The 19496-nt window shown below is 36.8% G+C and carries 19 protein-coding genes; 15 read left to right on the top strand and 4 right to left on the bottom strand.

Translation table 11 applies throughout. The annotated features are described in order from the left end of the window. Window positions 1–8 precede the first annotated feature (8 nt). The 4 genes from CSV61_RS15450 to CSV61_RS15435 form a co-directional block, all read right to left on the bottom strand. Complete coding sequence (locus CSV61_RS15450; protein ID WP_099639957.1) at window positions 9–1289, bottom strand: TRAP transporter large permease; 1281 nt, start codon at window positions 1287–1289, stop codon at window positions 9–11. Next, window positions 1286–1780: a TRAP transporter small permease gene (locus CSV61_RS15445; protein ID WP_158233869.1), complete on the bottom strand. Its 495-nt coding sequence runs from the start codon at window positions 1778–1780 to the stop codon at window positions 1286–1288. Before CSV61_RS15445 ends, CSV61_RS15450 begins: the two co-directional genes overlap by 4 nt. Before the next feature lie 104 nt (window positions 1781–1884). Next, a complete protein-coding gene (locus CSV61_RS15440; RefSeq protein ID WP_099639955.1) occupies window positions 1885–2916 on the bottom strand; it encodes a TRAP transporter substrate-binding protein in 1032 nt (343 codons plus the stop codon). Between the two features lie 472 nt (window positions 2917–3388). Next, window positions 3389–4189 carry an IclR family transcriptional regulator domain-containing protein gene (locus CSV61_RS15435; RefSeq protein WP_099639954.1) on the bottom strand — a complete coding sequence of 267 codons (801 nt, stop codon included), beginning with the start codon at window positions 4187–4189 and terminating at the stop codon, window positions 3389–3391. A gap of 120 nt (window positions 4190–4309) precedes the next feature. On the opposite strand from CSV61_RS15435, the gene CSV61_RS15430 reads away from it, so the two are divergent. From CSV61_RS15430 to CSV61_RS15360, 15 genes are all read left to right on the top strand, one after another. Continuing rightward, a complete protein-coding gene (locus CSV61_RS15430) occupies window positions 4310–5452 on the top strand; it encodes a muconate/chloromuconate family cycloisomerase (RefSeq protein WP_158233868.1) in 1143 nt (380 codons plus the stop codon). After that, window positions 5439–5906, top strand: coding sequence for a DUF3237 domain-containing protein (locus CSV61_RS15425; protein ID WP_083034106.1), 468 nt, complete (start codon window positions 5439–5441; stop codon window positions 5904–5906). Before CSV61_RS15430 ends, CSV61_RS15425 begins: the two co-directional genes overlap by 14 nt. Window positions 5907–5921: 15 nt before the next feature. Then, a complete protein-coding gene (locus CSV61_RS15420) occupies window positions 5922–6773 on the top strand; it encodes an alpha/beta fold hydrolase (protein ID WP_158233867.1) in 852 nt (283 codons plus the stop codon). Beyond that, window positions 6764–7459: a CoA transferase subunit A gene (locus tag CSV61_RS15415; protein WP_099639951.1), complete on the top strand. Its 696-nt coding sequence runs from the start codon at window positions 6764–6766 to the stop codon at window positions 7457–7459. The genes CSV61_RS15420 and CSV61_RS15415 overlap by 10 nt, the downstream gene beginning before the upstream one ends. Continuing rightward, window positions 7449–8102 carry a 3-oxoacid CoA-transferase subunit B gene (locus CSV61_RS15410; RefSeq protein WP_099639950.1) on the top strand — a complete coding sequence of 218 codons (654 nt, stop codon included), beginning with the start codon at window positions 7449–7451 and terminating at the stop codon, window positions 8100–8102. The genes CSV61_RS15415 and CSV61_RS15410 overlap by 11 nt, the downstream gene beginning before the upstream one ends. Next, window positions 8099–9304 (top strand): thiolase family protein, encoded by a 1206-nt coding sequence (locus CSV61_RS15405; RefSeq protein ID WP_099639949.1) that lies wholly within the window; start codon window positions 8099–8101, stop codon window positions 9302–9304. Before CSV61_RS15410 ends, CSV61_RS15405 begins: the two co-directional genes overlap by 4 nt. Before the next feature lie 176 nt (window positions 9305–9480). Then, window positions 9481–11271: a XylR N-terminal domain-containing protein gene (locus CSV61_RS15400; protein ID WP_099639948.1), complete on the top strand. Its 1791-nt coding sequence runs from the start codon at window positions 9481–9483 to the stop codon at window positions 11269–11271. Between the two features lie 306 nt (window positions 11272–11577). Next, on the top strand, window positions 11578–13122 hold the full coding sequence (locus CSV61_RS15395) for a 4-hydroxyphenylacetate 3-hydroxylase family protein (RefSeq protein WP_099639947.1): 1545 nt from the start codon (window positions 11578–11580) through the stop codon (window positions 13120–13122). Between the two features lie 41 nt (window positions 13123–13163). Beyond that, on the top strand, window positions 13164–13946 hold the full coding sequence (locus CSV61_RS15390; protein ID WP_099639946.1) for a dioxygenase family protein: 783 nt from the start codon (window positions 13164–13166) through the stop codon (window positions 13944–13946). Between the two features lie 68 nt (window positions 13947–14014). After that, window positions 14015–14566, top strand: a complete 552-nt coding sequence (locus tag CSV61_RS15385) for an FAD synthetase family protein (protein WP_099639945.1) — start codon at window positions 14015–14017, stop codon at window positions 14564–14566. Window positions 14567–14588: 22 nt separating this feature from the next. Continuing rightward, a complete protein-coding gene (locus tag CSV61_RS15380; RefSeq protein ID WP_099639944.1) occupies window positions 14589–15062 on the top strand; it encodes a flavin reductase family protein in 474 nt (157 codons plus the stop codon). Window positions 15063–15400: 338 nt separating this feature from the next. Then, entirely contained in the window at window positions 15401–16186 is a 786-nt protein-coding gene (locus CSV61_RS15375) for a dioxygenase family protein (RefSeq protein WP_099639943.1), read from the top strand. Window positions 16187–16605: 419 nt separating this feature from the next. Next, the gene (locus tag CSV61_RS15370) at window positions 16606–16938 is read left to right on the top strand and encodes an RNA-binding protein (protein ID WP_099639942.1); all 333 of its coding nucleotides are present in this window, start codon (window positions 16606–16608) and stop codon (window positions 16936–16938) included. Between the two features lies 1 nt (window position 16939). Next, window positions 16940–18826: a XylR N-terminal domain-containing protein gene (locus tag CSV61_RS15365; RefSeq protein WP_158233866.1), complete on the top strand. Its 1887-nt coding sequence runs from the start codon at window positions 16940–16942 to the stop codon at window positions 18824–18826. An 18-nt stretch (window positions 18827–18844) separates the two neighbouring features. Then, window positions 18845–19330 carry a flavin reductase family protein gene (locus CSV61_RS15360; RefSeq protein ID WP_099639940.1) on the top strand — a complete coding sequence of 162 codons (486 nt, stop codon included), beginning with the start codon at window positions 18845–18847 and terminating at the stop codon, window positions 19328–19330. The last annotated feature ends 166 nt before the right edge of the window (window positions 19331–19496 follow it).

Genomic DNA, 19496 nt, shown 5'->3' with positions numbered 1-19496 from the left:
GAGCCTTGTTAATCGGGCATTAATAAATTAGGCAAAAATAAAAACAAGTTTGGCATAAATACACCTAGTAAAATGACGCCTAAAGTTAAGCCGATAATAGGTAAAACTGCCAAGAATGCACGCGGTGTAGAGATTTCTGCAATTTGTGTTGCAATGAGTAAGCAAATTCCATAAGGTGGCGTTACCATCCCAACTGCTAACGTTAAACAAACGATGATCCCCATATGAACTGGATCTAAATTAGCAATTGCTCCCAACTTCATAAGAATTGGCAAGAAAATAATGATTGCTTCCAAAGGGCTTAAAAATGTTCCCACTACCAATAGAAAAGCCACGATCATTAAATATATACCCGAAGAGGACGTCGTTATATTCGTAATAAAATCTGCTACCAATTCAGGTGCGTGTAAATAACCGATGAGCCAGCCCATAATACCCGCAGTGGCGATTGCAAACATGGGCAAGGAATACATAATGACTGACTCCTTTAATATCCTTGGTAATTCTCTTACTTTTAAGGATTTGTAAAAAAACATGAGGATCAAGGCATAAAATACAGCGATAACGGCAGCTTCAGTCGGTGTGAAAATTCCACCTACAATTCCGCCTAAAATAATGACTGGTAATAATAACGTAGCGAAAGCTTGTTTAAAAGATGTCCGTACTTCTTTTATCGGCGCTCTCGGATAAGCAGGGTAATTATGTTTAACAGCCATATAGTATGTATAGCTCATTTGCACTAAACCAATTAAAATACCAGGTACAATACCTGCTAAAAAAAGCTTCCCGATTGAAACTTGAGCCATTGCACCGTACACTACCATCATAATACTAGGCGGAATGATGACGCCTAATGTGGAGGAAGCAGCGGTTATCGCTACTGTAAAGCCTGCATCATATTTTTCTTTTACCATTGCTGGAATTAATGTCGATCCAACGGCTGCTGTATCCGCTGCAGCTGATCCAGATAGTCCTGCCATAATCATACTAACCAATATATTGATGTGGCCCAGACCACCTCTAATATGACCGACGAGTGTTCTCGAAAAATGGATCAACCGATTTGTAATCCCCCCATCATTCATCAAACTACCTAATAGAAGGAAAAAGGGTACGGCTAGAAGTGTAAAAGAGTTAATACTCGCAAACAGGTGATTGATAACACTCGTAAATGGTAAATCAATATACACGATTGTGACCATAGAGGAAATGCCTAAAGCGAATGCGATTGGTACGCGTATGAAAATCAAACCAAAGAACACGATGAGGAGTAAAATGAGTGGATTCAATCAACATACACCTCTTTACTAGTTAATTTCAAAAACCTTTTTGTATCTGTAATAATTAATTCGATTGTAAATAACAACATCGCGACGCCAGAGACTGGAATCGTCGCAAAGAAGTAAGACAAAGTAAATGGTAATGAATTAGATGCCCGGGATAGACCGGATAGAGTAAAATTATAACCATAAACAATCATTACGTAGATGAGTGAAAGGACGATGAAGTGAGATAAAATATCGAAACCTAAATTTAATTTCAGTTTAGAAGGTGCTAAGTCGACGATAAAGTGTTTCTTATGTCGAAGTGCAATGGCTGCACCTAAAAATACAGTCCACATAAAACATAGTAACGAAAATTCATCTGCCCAAACCATCGGAATATCGAAATAATTTCTTGCAATAACCTTCACAAATACAACGATAATAAAGGTAGCTAATAATAGTACAGAAACAAAAGTTAGAATTTTTTCGACTAAGTTGTTAAATTTAAACAGCACGATAAAAACTCCTTTGATAAATACAATAATCTTGCTAATTAGTTATTCGTTTTGTCAGTTTGTAATCTAGACGATCGCACTGACAAAACAAATAATTAAATCGGTCAGTCTTTTAACTCTCTTATAATTTCTAGTAAATCAGTGGCTTCAGAGTCTTTAGCTAATTTGTCGTGTAGTGGTGTTAATATATCAATAAATGCTTGTTTATCAACTTCTGTCGTCGTTACTTTTAAACTAGGTAATTCCTCTAGTAATTGTTTATCCATTTCAATTCCACGTTCGGTACCTAATATTCCGGCCTCAATAGCTACTTTTTCAATGATTTCGTTATACTCTGCCGGTAACTTATTATAAGTTGCTTCACTCATTGAGAAGTGTGAAGCCATATAGAGGTGTTCTGTTAAACTAACGTATGGTGCTACCTCGTATAGTTTACTACCTGTATAGCCACTCAACGTACTTTCAAATGCATTAACCACACCTGTTTGAACGGCTGAGTACAATTCATTCCACGCAAGTGATGTAGGCAACGCACCTAGTGCTGACCAAATTTCACTTTCAATCGGTGAGCTTGGAATGCGCATTTTTATACCGTCTAAATCTTCTGGAGTTGCGATTTCTCCTTTATTATTCGATAAGTATCGCGTTCCACCGCCTGCTAAAGACAATAGTTTCATGTCTAAATTTCTAGTTTCATATTCTGTTTTCAAGTAATCGTATACAGGACCGTCATTACTGATCGCTTTCTCGAAGTGATCCATGTCCTCGAACAAGTAACTGATTCCAAAGACTTGATACTGAGGAACAAATGCCGCTGCATTTTGAGCGCCCCCAATGATAAAATCGACTGTCCCCATTCGTAATTCTTCTATAATAGTTTCATCGTTTCCTAACGACCCATTTGCATGAATTGAAACTTTAACATGACCGTCTGTTTGCTTCTCAACTTCTTCAGCGAAGTATTCTGCCATGTCTGCCCAAGGATGGGGTTCACTAATGACAGTCCCTAATCTTAGTTCGTAATTTTTTCCTGTTTCTATTTCATTGCCTTCAGATGCACCTTCATCATTCCCACAAGCTGCTAATACAAAAATTAGTGAAACAACGAGCATAAGCTGCATAATATACTTTTTCATCAAAATTCATCCTTTTCATTATTATTGTGGAGGACGTATCATCTACAATTCTTAACACTTTAACTCTTCCGTGTGTTCTCTTTGCACATAAATTGAAGTAAGTAAATTTTTAATCACTTCTTTTATGTCCAATTACAAGGTCATTTCAAATTAATTTATATTCATAACACCACCTTTTTTAATTAAACAAATTAGATTACTAGGTATTTAATTAAAGAAATTCTTCTAATAGTGGGAAATTAGAGTCATTTGATACACATTACCATACACATTATTAATTTAGTTGTCAATATCACGTGAAGAATAATATCTTCCCAATGATGATACATCATCTATATATGGTTCAAACAGAACAATTTGCGGCCAAGCCCATTCATTAGGGTGAGATTTTCATGCACGTCATCCCGAACAGCATCCATACTAATGCGACTGTAAAAAGATCCACTTGGTCATGTGAACCAAGCGGATCTTTTTACAGTCGCACAATACGATGGGATTTCGAAAGGTCGGTACTGATTTTTTCAGCAGTTGTTAATAACAGTGGAAGAAATTTATCATTCACCATTTCTCTGTTAATACGATTTGCATGTGAAGAAATATTGATAGCTGCAACTACTTTGCCTTCATTATTTCGAATGGGGGCAGCTAATGAACTAAGGCCTTCTTCTAGCTGTTGTTCAACAAAGGCCCATCCATCGTTCTTAATCTGTGTAAGTCTTTCGGTCAATTCTAATTTACTACTAACTGTTCTATCTGTGAATGCTGTAAAGTCTGCATCAGTAAAATAATTTTCCAGTTCAGATGGAGATAAGTTGGCGAGCAATACTTGTCCCATTGAAGTTGCATATGCAGGTAATCTTGAACCGACATCCAAAGCAATCATCATAATTCGTTTCGTAGGAATTCTGGCAACATAGACAATTTCCTTTCCGTTTAATACGGAGATAGATGTAGATTCACCAGTTTGTTCAACGAGATCTCGCATATGAGGATGTGCGATATCCCATATGTTTTTAGAGGATATATAGGCATAACCAAGAGATAATACGCGAGCGGTTAAGGAGTAATGTCCATCAGTAGATTCTGCATACCCCAAACTTTCTAGCGTGAGAAAGATTCTGCGCACAGTAGGCCTACTTAAGTTTGTAATTTTTGCAGCTTCACTTACTGTAAGTGTTTGATTTTCATTCGAAAAAGCTTGAATAATTAGTAATCCACGTTCTAATGACTGGATAAAATCTGCATCTTTAATAGAATTATTAGAATTCTTCATTGACATTCTGCCTACTTTCATGATTATATTATCTTGTACGATATCGATTGTTTATGTACGACTATCGTACAATTTAAAATGCAATTTGGCAACAGTATATTTATTAAAGGAGAATATAAAATGAAAACTATGATTAAGCAAATCCGTTCAGTAATTGTAGATGTACCGATTAAAAGACCTCATCAATTTTCAACTGAGATTGTATCAACGAAAAGTTTTGTAGTAATACAAGTAGAATTAGAAAATGGGCTTATTGGTATTGGAGAAGGAACAACGCCGGGGATTTGGTGGAACGGTGAAAGCGTGGAAACGATGCAACTTGTCATTGAGCGTTATTTAAAACCGTTGCTAATTAATCAAGATCCTAGAAATATTGAGCAATTACTACAATTATTTGACCGGCATGTACGTGCAAATCCATTTGCGAAAGCAACAGTTGAAATGGCACTTTTCGACGTAGTCGGTAAAATATATAACGCGCCTGTTCATCAACTATTGGGTGGGTTATACCAAGATGCGATTGATGTGAAATGGGCACTTGCAACAGGTGATGCGGATGATGATATAGCAGAAGCAAAAGAACTGGTTAGCAGTAAACAATACAGAGACTTCAAAATCAAAGCGGGTAAATATCAACCAGTAGATGATGCTAAGCGAGCAATTAAAATTGCCGAAGGTCTACATGGCATCTCATCAATTGGTATTGATCCAAACGGTTCATGGGATAAGTTAACAGCTGTTCGTTGGATGGAACACTTGAATGATGCAGGTGTCGATTTTTTAGAACAACCACTTTCACCACTCGATTTTGATGGTGCAGCAAAACTTGTAAGCATGAAAAAGGTACCGGTTATGGCAGATGAAAGTGTCGCAACAATCCAGGATGCGCAAAGACTTGTCCAGGAAAAAGCAGCTGATATATTCTCTCTTAAAATTCATAAATCAGGTGGTATGCGAAATACCTTAAAGATTGCTGCTATCGCAGAATCTGCGGGATTAGCTTGTTTTGGTGGTACATCTCTAGAGAGTTCGATCGGTTCAGCGGCAAGTATTCATGCATTCGGTACAATACGCAATTTATCATACGGCTGTGAATCGTTTGGACCACCATGGCTTGCCGATGATTTAGTTAAAAATCCGCTGGAATTTAAAGAAGGTAAAGTAATTATTCCTTCAGGAGCAGGTTTAGGTGTTGAGTTAGATGAAATGAAAATAGAAAAATACAGAAGAAAAAAGGAGAGAGTTACAAATGGCGTATTTTAAAGCACCACAGCTTACTTTCTTATTTGATTTAGAGTTAGTTGTAGAGAAAGCCCATTTACCTGGAACTACCCCAATTGGCACAAGACGAATTATTCGAGTAGAAGGTGGCCATTTTGACGGTAGTGACATTAAGGGAAAAGTCGTTCCAGGCGGTGATGATTGGATTACAGTTAGAGAAGACGGAACAATTATCCAAGATGTGCGCATTCTACTAGAAACAGACGATAAAGAATTAATCATGATGTCTTATCGTGGTATTCGAACAGGACCTAAAGAAGTGTTGGAACGTCTTGATCGTAACGAAGAAGTGACTGTAGACGAGTATTATTTCCGTACAAATCCAATATTTGAAACTGCCTCTAAAAAATATGATTGGATGAATAAAAGAATCTTTATCTCAACAGGTCAACGTTTACCTACAGGTGTTAAATATTCTGTTTATCAAGTGGATTAAGAGGAGGATTCAATGATGTTAAAAGAAGTTGAAATTCATGAAAACATAAAGCTTGCAGTATGTGATAATCCTAAAAAAAAGGAGACCATTATTGCGATTCATGGGCTAACGGGTAATCATAAGACATTTTATCATTATAGACGATTGCTAGAAAAAGATTATCGGTTTATTAGTTATGACTTACGCGGGAGGGGCAATAGTAGTCCCGCTGATGGACAAACTTCTCTGTTTCGACATGCTGAAGATCTAAAAGCATTCATTAAAAAGTATGAAATTGAAAAACCAATTTTAATGGGCTATTCAATGGGGGCTTACATTTGTGCTCAGGTGGCTAGTGAAATAGACGTGGCGGCATTAATTTTACTAGATGGTGCGGGAACTACTGAAGAACGTCAACGCGCATTAATCGTTCCATCGCTTAGCCGATTGGAAAAGGTATATGAATCAGAAGATGACTACGTGGAGCAAACGAAAGCCATTTATGATTCTCTCGATGTTCAGTGGGATGAGGCTGTCGAAGAAATTACACGGTATGAAGTGAAAAAAACCAAAAATGGTTATCGTCATAAATCGGAAGCAACAGCTATGGAAAAAGACTTTACTAGTTTTTATGATTTCCAACCAAGAGAAATTTTCCAAAGGGTTACATGTCCGATTTTGCTTGTCATTGCATATGGCAGGTTGGGACAGAAAGATTCACTATTTACTAAAGAAACATATAACGAAACAATAGAGACAGCGAACAGCTTAACAAGCATTGAAGTGCCGGCAAATCACTACACACTTATGTTCGAACGGCAGCCAGAGGTCGAGATGTCTATACTAGCTTTACTTGAAAATAATAAAGAGGTGAAGAGATGTATTTAGATAAGCAGTTTTCCATTGAAGAGGCCCTGAAAGAGATTAAATCTAACCATACTTTGATGGTTGGTGGATTTGGATTAGTTGGCAGTCCTCTATCCATCATTGAACATTTAACTAGACATGACATCTCTGGATTAACGGTCATTAGTAATAATGTCGGCGAAGCTGGTGAAGGTCTAGGTATTTTGCTGAGACAAGGAAAAATAAAGAAAGCGATTGGATCGTATTTTACAAGCAATCGTGATGTGGCAAAGTATTATAATGAAGGAAAACTTGAGATTGAGCTATTACCACAGGGAACATTATCTGAAGCGATTAGATCAGGAGGAGCAGGTATCGGTGGTTTTTACACGAAAACAGCTGTGGGTACTGATTTAGCAAGAGGAAAAGAAACGAAAGAAATTAATGGCGAAACCTATCTGTTACAAGAAGGGTTGAAAGCAGATGTAGCGATTATTAAAGCATGGAAAGCAGATCGATTAGGTAATTTAGTTTATTATAAAACCGCTCGAAATTTCAACCCTAATATGGCGACTGCGGCAAACTACGTTATCGCAGAAGTCGATGAAGTCGTTGAAGTAGGAGAACTGGCTCCAGATGAAATAGCTACACCGCATTTGTTTGTAGATGCGATTGTGAAAAGTGAATGGATATTAACAAAAGATGGGGTGAAGAGTATTGAGGAATAATAGGGAACTAATTGCAAAACGTGCCGCAGACGAACTTGAACCTTATTCATTTGTTAATTTAGGAATAGGAATTCCAACATTAGTTGCTAATTACATTGATGATGGATTATACACTTTACATACAGAAAATGGACTGTTAGGTGTTACATCTGTCGAGGAAGAAGATATAGATCCGCTTATAGTCAATGCTGGAAAACTTCCTGTTGGTGAAGCCCAAGGAGCTTCGTATTTCAGTAGTGCAGATTCTTTTGCGATGATTCGGGGAGGGCATATTGATGTTGCAATTCTTGGTGCTTTGCAAATTGACTCGAAGGGAAGAATCGCGAACTGGGCAATTCCAGGAAAAGATATTATTGGCGTGGGTGGTGCAATGGATTTACTTGAAGGCGCAAAAAAGATCATTATCACTACGAATCATGTGGCGAATGATGGAAGACCCAAACTTGTAGATGAATGTACTTTCCCGATCACATCCGAACGTGTAGCGGAGACAATTATTACTGACTTAGCAGTATTCAAATGGCAAGGCGAGAATTATGAACTAGTTGAGTTAATGGGAGATAGCACAATAGAAGATGTGCAAGCTAATACAACTGCGTTTTATACTATCAGTAATGAATTATTACAGGAGGGGAAGGTATGAAACGCGAAGTAGTTATAGTAGATGCGGTTCGGACGCCTATCGGTAGATATAAAGGACAATTCAAGTCTGTCCGTCCAGATGATTTAGCGGCTATTGTTATTAAAGCATTAGTCGAACGGAATCCTGAAGTTTCCCCTGAGCTTATTGATGATGTGATGATAGGCAATGCTAACGGTGCTGGAGAAGATAATCGAAATGTCGCTAGGATGTCTTTACTACTAGCTGGATTACCTGAAACAGTCAGTGGTACGACTGTAAACCGTCTATGTGGTTCCAGCTTAGATGCTGTAAGTTTAGGCGCTCGCTCTATCCTATCGGGTGAATGTGATGTTATTATTGCTGGCGGGACTGAAAGTATGACAAGGGCTCCTTTTGTCATGGGGAAGCCCGAAACGGATTATCCTCGTGGAGATATCGGTTTAGTAGATACAACGATGGGCTGGCGATTTAAAAATCCTGAACTAGACCGTATGTATGGTACGGAAACCATGCCGCAAACTGCAGAAAACGTTGCAGTGCAATGCAATATTTCACGACAAGACCAGGATGCTTTCGCTTATCGTAGTCAACAGCTGACAAAGAAAGCGATGGAGTCAGGTCGTTTTAAAGATGAAATCATTCCAGTAACGATTAAGGATCGTAAAGGTGTAGAAACAATAATAGACACGGATGAACATCCACGCGCTGATACAACAATAGAAAAATTAAGCACATTACGCCCATTATTCAATGATGGGACTGTTACGGCAGGAAATGCTAGTGGTATAAATGACGGTGCTTCAGGTGTTATGTTAATGAGTGCAGCATTGGCCAAGGAATTAAATGTAACGCCACTAGTTAAATTCGTAGGCTCAGCTACTGCTGGATTGGCTCCTTCTATGATGGGACTTGGTCCGATTAACTCGACGAAAAAAGTAATGAAAAAATATGATCTATCTGCCTCTGACTTTGATTTGGTGGAGATTAATGAAGCGTTCGCCTCCCAATCGTTGGAATGTGTGAAACAGCTTGACTTAGACATTGAAAAAGTAAATGTAAATGGTGGTGCGATTGCATTAGGTCATCCACTTGGTGCTAGTGGAACGCGTATTTTAACTACACTTATTTATGAGATGAAAAAAAGAGAGGCGAAGCTAGGGTTGGCTTCTATGTGTATCGGTGTAGGTCAAGGAATTTCCGTTGTAGTTGAAAATGTCAAATGATTGGTGAAAAATGGTGATGTATTAAAATAATACATCATCATTTTTTCTTAATGATAAAAGAGGGTTTTTTATAGAATCTGTTGAAAGCGATTACAAACGGTGTTTTTCTGTATTAATAAGTAGTGTATAAAATCTTTATGGAAATTAAAAAGTTATGAAGTGAGGGAAATATATTGATGAAAGCTAATAGCTTGCTGTTGCAAAACTTAATTGATATTAATCCGCGTACAGGAATCATTAAACTTCACGACAAAAGAATGGGGTTAATTTCTGTAGAGGCATTGGGAATATTACGTAGTGACTTAATAAATACGCTAGGTAAAGAACGTGCAAAAGGTTTTTTGATGCGCTACGGCTGGGCTTGCGGCAAACGGGCTGCTGAATCTATTAAAGAAAAATATGAATGGGAATCCTTGAAGGAACTAATACTGTCAGGAACAGTCATGCATACATTAGAGGGAATTGTAACTGTAGAGCCTGATATATTAGAAGTTAACGAAGATCATTTATATATTACAGGATATTGGAAAAATTCATTTGAATTTACGAATCACATTGCTGAAAATGAAATAGGAAACGAAGCCATTTGCTGGACATTAATTGGTTATGCGAGTGGATATTTGACAAGTGCATTTGGTCAAGAAGTAGTCGCGTATGAGAAACATTGTCGGGGCAAAGGAGACGCAGAATGTTATTTTGTTGCTGAAACCGTAGCCCATTGTGATGAAGCGTATCTAACAGACTTACGCTATTATCAAAGCGAGTCTATGCAGTCTGTAATAGATGATATGTATTCTGAAATTGAACAACTAAATGAAAATATTATTGAGTCTGAGAAAGTTCAAAATCAGTTGACAGAGTTATTCTTGGAAGATAAAGATATTAACGAAATAACGTATGCGATTGGTAATATACTTGATCGCAGTATTGTAATTGACCATTTCAATGAAGTGTACTCTTCTTATTTTGTAAGTAATGAAGAGCAATTAGCATATATGAATTTGAAAGCTAGTGGGGTCATTATAAACCAACAAAATGGTTTGTTTTTTGAATCTTTTTTAATAAAAAACAACAAAGTTGTTCTTGGAAATCTAACGGTCATTGGAAAAAAGAAATTGAATCAAAGAGAACAGATGATTATTAAACGTACTTTAATGGTTTTTACAATTCAAATGTATCATCAACGTAAAATAACAGAATCACTCTGGAGTAAAAAAGAAGACTTTTTTGATGAAATGATTACTAATGAAATTACAGATGAGAATACTTTAAATAGACAAGCTGCAAGTTTTGGGTTTGATATTAATAGGCCGCATCGTATTGTCACGCTTAAAGTCATTCCAAAAGGCATGAAAGATAGAGTGGTACGCGTTTTAATGAATAAATATCCTACACTAGATTTTTTTGTGAAATATAATTATATCGTTATTATAGCTACCCAAGTTAGAAGTCAAGATGCTGAAGATTTTTGTGTTAGTTTAATAAATGAAATCAAGAATAATATACCTGATGTTATTGTGCACATTGGTTCTGGACGTTTGGTAGATTCCATTTATCAGTTAAAGGAAAGTTATATCGATGCCAAGCGGATATGTGATTTTGTCCAGTTAACGTATCCTGTAAGTAGTAGACAAGCAACCTACAAGGACCTTGAGGGAATTATGATGTTCTTAAAAGGTACGGATCATGAGGAACTTCTAAAGTTTTATATGAATACAATTGGAACCCTAGTTGAATATGATGAATGTAACTCAGGCAGCCTTCTCATAACATTAAAATCTTATTTGGATAATAACGGTAATCTTCAACAAACAGCTGATGATTTACATTTATCAATCGCAGGTCTACGTTATCGCATTGAAAAGATTGAGTCACTAAGTGATATAGATTTGAAAACAGGATCTGGTCGATTTAATGGACAATTGGCTACAAGAATATACTTTGGATTAAAAGTAATGGGAAATTAAAAAATTTAAGAAGCTGGGACAAAACTCAATAAAAGAAACAACCGCGTAAAACCAAGTTAAAAGAACCTTGGTTTTACGCGGTTTTAATTTTGCTTCTTTTTTAATTTCAATAGATTTTCTATTTATGTCCTAGCCTCTTTATTTTATACACTTTAATATACTCGCTGTTTAGAAGGTTAATCTATGCACTCCCGCAAAAACTGCTAGTGGTTAATCATTTGTCACTATTTATTTACAGTTACATACATTTAAAACTAGGTGTAATATTCAGATTAGTAAGCGGTTACATTAAAAGGAGGAGTATTGATGACAGTAAAACAAGCAGTTAGACTACCGATGACAGGTGAAGAATACCTTGAAAGTTTAAGAGACAATCGTGAAATTTGGCTACATGGTGAGAAAGTAAAAGATGTAACGACTCATCCAGGTTTCCGAAATAGTGCTCGCTCTATCGCTCGCCTTTATGATGCATTACATGATCCGAAATATAAAGATATATTAACAAGAGAAACTGATACAGGGAATGGTGGGTATACACAACGTTTCTTCGTACCAGACAAAACTCCTGAAGATTTGTTTAAAACGCGTGATGCGATTGCAGAATGGGCTAAAATGTCGTACGGCCAGATGGGACGCTCACCGGATTATAAAGCATCGTTCTTAGCGACATTGGGTGCAAATCCAGAATACTACGGAGAATATGCTGATAATGCTAGAAGGTGGTACAAAGAAGTTCAAGAGAAGAACTGGTTCTTCAACCATGCGATTATTAATCCCCCTGTTGACCGGGATAAGCCAATTGATGAAGTGAAAGATGTCTTTATTCATGCGGTAGGTGAAACGGAAGAAGGAATTTTAGTAAGTGGTGCGAAGATGGTTGCAACAGGGTCTGCGCTTACAAACTATAACTTCGTTGCTCACTACGGTGCATTAGCAATTCCTAGCGAAGAATATGCGCTTGTTTTCGTTGCTGATATGAATACACCAGGTATTAAACTAGTCTGTCGAGCATCTTATGAAATGAACGCAGCTGTCACAGGAAGTCCTTTTGACTATCCACTTAGTAGCCGTTTCGATGAAAATGATTCCGTCCTAGTTTTTGAGAACGCTCTCATACCATGGGAGAATGTATTAGTTTACAAAGATATTGAAAAAGCGAATACATTTTTTGCTGAGAGTGGGTTCCTCCACCGTTTAACTTTCCACGGTGTAACAAGATTCGCTGTTAAATTAGACTTCATTTCTGGTCTACTCATTAAGGCGTTACGTGGGAATGGAACGGATTCATTCCGCGGTGTTCAAGCCCAAATCGGTGAAGTCATTGCATATCGTAACATGTTTTGGGCAATGAGTGATGCCATGGCATTGAATCCTGAAAAAGGAGCTAACAATACTGTTTTACCCAATCTAGAATATGGGTTGGCATATCGAGTATTCATGTCTGACGGTTGGTCACATGTGAAAAATATTGTAGAGAAAGTTGTTGCGGGAAGTTTAATTGTACAGCCATCTAGTGCTGCTGATTTCAAGAATACTGAACTGCGTCCTATTATTGATAAATTATACCGTGGATCAAATGGTATAGAGGCTGAAGAGAAAATCAAAGTGATTAAGTTACTTTGGGATGCAATTGGAACTGAATATGGTGGTCGTCACGAGTTGTATGAAAGAAATTATTCTGGTAACAACGAAAATATTCGATTGGAAAACTTAGTAACAGCGAAAGCTAGTGGCCGAGCGCAGAAATTTGAAGACTTTGTACAAGAGTGTATGGATGATTACGATTTAGATGGTTGGGTCAATCCAACGTGGGTTAATAACGATGATGTACATGTATATGGAAAAAAGTAAGTCTTTTGAAAACATGAAACGTAAAAAGGGAGGAATTTATAATGGTAAAACAACTATCAAAGAAAAATGAACGTGTAGAAGAGGTATTTAATTTATTCATATCGCATGTACAAAACTTTTTAAAAGAAGCAAACTTAAATCATGAAGAGTATACAAACTTTGTGGATTGGGCAGATCGTTTAGGGCGTGCTGGAGAATTACCACTTTATGCAGACGTATTCTTAGAAAGTCACGTATTAAGAGCGATGTATACAGATAAGCCTGGAACTCAGCCTTCGCTATTAGGACCCTATTTCGTGGAAGGAACGCCTCTCATCGAAGCTAAGCCAGGACAACCGCTTGTATTGACCCAACGACCTAATGAAGCTGGAGATGTCATGTACTTTAGTGGAAATGTTAGTAATACAAATGGTGAACCACTTGAGAAAGTTAGAGTAGAAATGTGGCAAAACGATGCTTCTGGTAAGTATTCATCATTTGATTCGGATGCACCAAAGTATAATTTTAGAGGACATTTTTACACGGATGAAAATGGAGATTTTGAAGTTAAAACCATAGTGCCTCTTCCGTATTCAATTCCGACTGATGGACCGACAGGAGAGTTTTTAGACTATACGGATCAACATCCAATGAGACCTGCACACTTACATTTAATGTTTGAAGCAGAAGGTCATGAAACACTAATTACCCAAGTGTTTTTCGAAGGCGATGAATGGTTGGAAACAGATGTAGCAGACGGCGTTCGCTTAGACTTAATGACAAAGCTCGAAGAAAAAGATGGACATAAAGTCTCCTCTCTGGACTTTGTCATGCGCACTATATAAGTGAAATTCAAGAGCAGAAGGGTTTTATTCTTCTCTCTTTATACAACTGAGAAAGTGAGGCGACTATTATGATTTGTTTTAAAAACAATCAATTAGAATTGAATCAATCTATTGTGACGATTGGTGCATTTGACGGGATTCATAGAGGACATCAAGCTTTAATTAGTCAAGCTAAGGCACAAGCGGATTATTATGATGTACCACTAGTTGTGTACACATTTGATCCCCCACCTAAAGTTTATTTTCAAAATCAATCCATGCTGACTTCACTACCTGAAAAGAAAAAGTTTCTTGAAGAGTTAGGTGTCTCCTATACCGTTTTCGCTTCGTTTGATCAGGTATACGCGTCAAAAAGTGTGCGAGATTTTATCGATGAATTAAGTAAAATAAATCCAAAAGAAATATGGGTTGGTCCTGGCTTTCACTTTGGAAGTGGGAAAAGCGGTTCGATTAAAGATTTAACTAAACATTTTAATGCATTTCAACATCCTGTAGTTACGTGTTCTAAAGGTGAGGTTATTTCGTCAACACGAATCCGTGAGCTTTTCAGACAACAAAAAACAGAACAAGCTTATTATTTATTGGGTAGGAAGCCATACGCTTTAACTAACGCACAATAAAATTATCATAGGGGGTATATAAATGGATGTTAAAGAATTTAGAAACTGCATGGGGAAATTTGCAACTGGCGTAACCGTTGTGACGTGTAAAACAGAAAATGGATCTCATGGCTTAACAGCGAACTCATTTACTTCTGTCTCACTAGATCCGCCTCTTGTATTGGTGTCAGTAGACCGTAAAACAAAAGCATTTGAACATATGAAAAATAACGCGTTTACCGTTAATATTTTAAACTCTTCTCAAGAGGATGTCGCAATGCATTTTGCAGGACGACCGAAAGAAGTTGCCCCTTTTAACTGGATTGAAGGCGAACATGCTCCTCGTCTTGAAGAGTCACTTGCTTATATTGAATGCAAACCGTGGCAAGAATATGATGGCGGCGATCATGTGTTGTTTGTGGGAGAAGTACAGAATTTCGTAAGTAATGAAGGGGATGCCTTAACTTATTTCGCTGGCAAGTTTGGAAAACTATCAAAAGAGCTAATAAAAATTTAACCATAGCTAATTCGAAATTGCTTATGCTGAAGTACGACCTTTCAGTGTAAGCAATTTTTCGTGTGATAAAAGTGAATCAGCTGCAAGTCGAATTAACAAAATCTATAGATAATAAATATTTAGTTACTGTATTCAATGAAAAACTCAACACTAAAGGGTCTGAATAATGGATATAGTTAGACCTATTCGTGTATTGATTTTGTTTTTCAGTTAGAATAAGATGTAATTGTAGATTAAATATTCTAACTTCTCTAAAGACTTATTACTTGTAATGAATATTTTTAGGAAATAGTCAATTGAAGAAGTTAGACTGAATAATAATTAGGGGGAATTTAATCATGCAAAAAGAAGCGATTAAAAAGAATGAACGTGTAGTGGAGGTTTTTGACTTATTTATAAAGCATATCCAAAGCTTTTTGGAAGAAGCGAAACTAAATCACGAAGAATATACAAATTTCGTGAACTGGGCTGATAGGTTAGGACGTACAGGTGAACTTCCACTTTTTGCAGACGTGTTCCTAGAAACACACCTATTGCGTTCGATGTATACAGAGATGCCTGGAACCCAACCTTCACTTCTAGGGCCATACTTTATTGAAGGATCTCCACTGTTAGAAGCGGTAGCTGGCGAGCCGCTTGTTTTGACACAACGTCCTGATGAAGCAGGAGAAGTCTTGTACTTTAAGGGGAATGTAAGTAGTGTTGACGGTCATGCACTTGGTAATATAAAAGTTGAAATGTGGCAAAATGATGCAGATGCAACTTATTCAGCATTTGACTCAGTAGCCCCTAGATATAACCTAAGAGGTCACTTCTATACAGACGAGAACGGTGATTTTGAAGTAAAGACGATTCTACCAACTCCTTATCCAATTCCAACAAGTGGTCCAACAGGGGAATTTTTAGAGTACACAGACAAACAACCAATGCGTCCTGCACACCTTCATTTAATGTTTAAAGCGGATGGGCACGAAACGCTTATTACACAAGTCTTCCCAGATGATGATAAATGGCTTGAAAATGACGTAGCAGATGGCGTGCGCTTAGATCTTCTTACAAATTTTGAGAAAAAAGGCAACCATTACGAAGCTTCATTGGACTTTGTTATGCGTAAAGAGCAATAGGTCTGTATAGTTGAAGGGGAGCAAAAGAGTATGAAATAGTTTTGATTTTTTCATACTTTAACCTTCTACCAGCATACTTTACGCTGAGAATTCTAAGAGGGTCAACTACTTAAATTGAAAACACTATTTAAAAGATATTAGTCGATTGTGTTATGAAATTATAAACCAAGCATTGGAAATTCTTAATTGTCATTTGAAAGCGCTGTCATGCGGCAATGTAGACATACATCAAAGTATAATTACAACCAAGCTTTGTACACAGTTAAAGATAACGATAAAGTAGAAAAAGTATAAGCTTTCAATATACATTATTGACATTTTATGAAAAGAATTCAATGATGGATAAATTTGCATGGGATGAACAGTTTCTTCCCATGCAAACTACCTTTCGCGGTTAGTAAATTAAAGGAGGGTCAAATATGTATGCAATAGAAATGAGTGTATTCCCTTCGCAAGAACAAATGGAAGATCTCTTTCATTTGCCAGATAGGAGGTTTTTTGACTGGTGTGCAAAAAGATATTCTATTAACCGGGGGATATTTAATGTGATTGATAGTTGGCTCTTTGAATATGGAATGAAAGATATCGTTTCACGACGTCGGGCAATGGATAACTATTTACGCTATTTGCTTACACAAGGATTTTACAATGAAAAAAAACTTTTTTTACAATTTGGTAAAAAAGGCGTAAAGGATAGTCTCTCCAATTTTGCTGAACGACATTTACCTGAAAGACTTTGTGAGGATGATTAATTTGAAGCTTAAAGCTAGTGAACTTACTCTTAATGATTTACTAACTATCTCGACAAAGCTGGGTGAAGGTCTTCAGGATTTGAACTTTGGATTAACGAGTATGGACGGCTGGGCAGTACTTCGCGCAGACTTAATCAATGCGTTGGGAATCCAGAGGGCTAAAAGATTTATATTGAGATATGCTTATCGATCTGGAATGCATGAAGCACGTATATTGAAAGAAAAAATTAAGTGGGAAAATGATTTGGAATGGCTGATTGCAGGTTCTAAGATGCATGATTTAACAGGACGATCTCTATCCTATCCTGATAAGTTCAATGTAGACATAGAGAAAGGCCAATTCAATGTTTGTGGATACTGGATTGATTCCTCGGAAGTCAAACAACATTTAGAACATTTTCCGATGCATGTAGAACCCATTTGTTATTTCTTAATTGGCTATGCAAGTGGTTATACAAGTGAGTGTTTAGGAAAGAGAATTATTTTTAAAGAAGTAAAATGTAAGGGCAAGGGAGATGACCACTGCAGCTATATTGGGAAAACAGTAGAAGAATGGGGAGATGAAATCTCTGAAGAACTTCTATACTACGAAGACGAAGATATGTCAGGTGAACTTGATCAAATGTATCGAAAAGTAGAACGTCAGAAAGAAAGACTCGAAACGGGTTACTCGTTAAGCCGTAATTTAACAAAGGTAATGCTTCAGGGAGGCGGATTCACAGAATTTGCTGAGATTCTCGGAAAGAGTTTACATTGCCCAGTTTTGATCGAAAATATGAATTATGAAGTTCTTGGAAAAAACGGTGATAATCCTGGTATGGAAAAGAATATGTCAGCGAGGAATTTCTGGGATGAGAGTAATGAAAGCATTCCTGAGTTCGTTGAAACGGAACTCAAAGATAAAACATTTAAATTATTGACTACGCCAATCATACTTGAAAATAAGATTTATGGATTTATTACAATTGCATTAAACAAAAAAAGTGATAATTATCACATAGATTTACTAGAACGGGTAGCAGTTGTGGTTGCTTTGTATATGCAAAACCAACGGGTTGCAATTGAAACAGAACAACGACTCAAAGGGGAACTACTTGAGCAATTATTAAATGGAAAAAGTACAGATGTTGGGGATGTTTTTAATAGGTTTTCTTACCTTGGTTATGACCTTAAACAACCCCATTACATCATTTACATTGAAATAAATGATCGAATGATAAATGAAGAAGATAATTTGAATTATGACTATTTAAGAATTAGGCGGCAGCTAACAAACTTGTTTCAAAATGAGAATAAGTATACGTCGAATGTGCCTGTCCTAACCAAATTGAATACTGTGCAGACAATTGTTCCACAACAATTTTTGGAAAATGAAAAAGTGACTATACAAGAATTTGGTGAGCGGTTATTAAAAAACATCGATGTCCAAGAAAAACAAATTTGCATTGGCATAAGTGACAAAACAGAAAAGATTACTGATTTTAATAATCGAGCTAAAGAAGCCAAGAAAGCTGTCGAATTAGCAAAATTTCGGTCAAGAGATTCAGGAGTTATTTTATCAAGTGAATTAGGTAATTTAACATTATTTTTAAATGCTAGAGAACCAAAGGAATTGGAACTCTTTGCCACATTGAAATTAAAAGAAATCATTGAATACGATAACAAAAAGAATTCTGAGCTATTAGAAACGCTGTTTTATTACTCACAAAATGAGTTTAATTTGCATAAAACTGCACGTGAAATGTCAATTTCGATTAGTGGAATGCGATACAGAATATTGAGAATAGAGGAATTACTTTCTGTAGAACTCTCAAATTCCAATAGCCGCTTTGAGATTCAAATGGCACTACAAATTTTCCTGTTACTTGGAAAGATAAAGGTTTTTTAAATTAGAGGAGGAATTAATATGGATTCAAGAGAATTTCGAAATACACTTGGGAATTTTGCAACAGGTGTCACAGTAATAACTACAACTACTGATAAAGGTGAAAAAATTGGGCTAACAGCGAATGCATTTTCGTCGGTATCATTAGATCCACCTTTAGTATTGGTTTGTATTGATAAAAAGTCTAGCAGTTTGCAAACATTAAAAAAAGATATTCCTTTTGCCATTAACATACTACAAAAAGAACAGGAAGAAGAATGCTGGAGATTTGCAAAAAGAGCTGATGACAAATTCGTTGGTGCATCGTATACATTATCGGAAGATAGAGTTCCCTTACTAAATGGCAATCTAGCTACAATTGAGTGTAATGTAGCGGAAGTTATTGAAGGCGGAGATCATTATATTGTGACAGGTTACGTGAAAAATGCTTCCTATGATGCTACAGCTGAGCCATTGCTCTTTTTCCGCGGAAAAATTGAACAGATTATGCAAGCAGAATTGGCATAAGAAAAAATAGTAAGTAGGGAGGGCATATTCATATGTTAACACCAGAAGATAACCAGTTACTAACTCAAACAGATGCAGGAACACCGATGGGTGACGTGTTTCGGAGATATTGGATACCAGCACTTCAAACAGAGGAGCTGGTAAGTGACGGCAAGCCACAACGCGT

Source organism: Sporosarcina sp. P3, assembly GCF_002743415.1.
Taxonomy (GTDB): Bacteria; Bacillota; Bacilli; order Bacillales_A; family Planococcaceae; genus Sporosarcina; species Sporosarcina ureae_A.
The sequence above is the reverse complement of the archived record's forward strand: the minus strand, read 5'-3'. Positions and strand labels throughout refer to the sequence as shown.

Bases quoted from the DNA above. Each gene is read 5' to 3' on its own strand.
- CSV61_RS15440 (WP_099639955.1), bottom strand. From the start codon at position 2,916: ATGAAAAAGTATATTATGCAGCTTATGCTCGTTGTTTCACTAATTTTT.
- CSV61_RS15435 (WP_099639954.1), bottom strand. From the start codon at position 4,189: ATGAAGAATTCTAATAATTCTATTAAAGATGCAGATTTTATCCAGTCA.
- CSV61_RS15430 (WP_158233868.1), top strand. From the start codon at position 4,310: ATGAAAACTATGATTAAGCAAATCCGTTCAGTAATTGTAGATGTACCG.
- CSV61_RS15425 (WP_083034106.1), top strand. From the start codon at position 5,439: ATGGCGTATTTTAAAGCACCACAGCTTACTTTCTTATTTGATTTAGAG.
- CSV61_RS15420 (WP_158233867.1), top strand. From the start codon at position 5,922: ATGTTAAAAGAAGTTGAAATTCATGAAAACATAAAGCTTGCAGTATGT.
- CSV61_RS15415 (WP_099639951.1), top strand. From the start codon at position 6,764: ATGTATTTAGATAAGCAGTTTTCCATTGAAGAGGCCCTGAAAGAGATT.
- CSV61_RS15405 (WP_099639949.1), top strand. From the start codon at position 8,099: ATGAAACGCGAAGTAGTTATAGTAGATGCGGTTCGGACGCCTATCGGT.
- CSV61_RS15400 (WP_099639948.1), top strand. From the start codon at position 9,481: ATGAAAGCTAATAGCTTGCTGTTGCAAAACTTAATTGATATTAATCCG.
- CSV61_RS15395 (WP_099639947.1), top strand. From the start codon at position 11,578: ATGACAGTAAAACAAGCAGTTAGACTACCGATGACAGGTGAAGAATAC.
- CSV61_RS15390 (WP_099639946.1), top strand. From the start codon at position 13,164: ATGGTAAAACAACTATCAAAGAAAAATGAACGTGTAGAAGAGGTATTT.
- CSV61_RS15385 (WP_099639945.1), top strand. From the start codon at position 14,015: ATGATTTGTTTTAAAAACAATCAATTAGAATTGAATCAATCTATTGTG.
- CSV61_RS15380 (WP_099639944.1), top strand. From the start codon at position 14,589: ATGGATGTTAAAGAATTTAGAAACTGCATGGGGAAATTTGCAACTGGC.
- CSV61_RS15375 (WP_099639943.1), top strand. From the start codon at position 15,401: ATGCAAAAAGAAGCGATTAAAAAGAATGAACGTGTAGTGGAGGTTTTT.
- CSV61_RS15370 (WP_099639942.1), top strand. From the start codon at position 16,606: ATGTATGCAATAGAAATGAGTGTATTCCCTTCGCAAGAACAAATGGAA.
- CSV61_RS15360 (WP_099639940.1), top strand. From the start codon at position 18,845: ATGGATTCAAGAGAATTTCGAAATACACTTGGGAATTTTGCAACAGGT.